This is a genomic window from Microbacterium maritypicum MF109, from assembly GCF_000455825.1.
GTDB classification, from domain to species: domain Bacteria; phylum Actinomycetota; class Actinomycetes; order Actinomycetales; family Microbacteriaceae; genus Microbacterium; species Microbacterium maritypicum_A.
Genome location: NZ_ATAO01000089.1, coordinates 1 through 343, shown reverse-complemented (window position 1 = coordinate 343; position 343 = coordinate 1). Strand labels below are relative to the sequence as shown.

The window sequence follows — 343 nt, the reverse complement described above, 5'->3', positions numbered from 1 at the left end:
CTCGGACAGGGCCTTCAGGTCTCCGCGGTCGGACTCGGCTGCATGGGCATGTCACAGAGCTACGGCCCCAATCCGGGTACCCGCGACGACATGATCGCGGTGCTGCGCTCGGCGGTCGATCACGGCGTCGACTTCTTCGACACCGCCGAGGTGTACGGACCGTATGTGAACGAGGAGCTCGTGGGCGAGGCACTCGAGCCCATCCGCGACCGGGTCGTGCTCGCGACGAAGTTCGGGTGGGATATCCAGGACGGCAAGAGCGTCGGCCTGAACAGTCGACCCGAGCAGATCCGCCGGGTAGCCGAGGCATCGCTGCGGAGTCTGCGCTCCGACGTGATCGACC

General features: G+C 66.8%; 1 protein-coding gene. It reads left to right on the top strand.

All coding sequences use genetic code 11. From position 1 onward, the window contains the following. A partial coding sequence (locus L687_RS25945; protein WP_021198720.1) for an aldo/keto reductase occupies window positions 1-343 on the top strand: 343 nt, incomplete at both ends.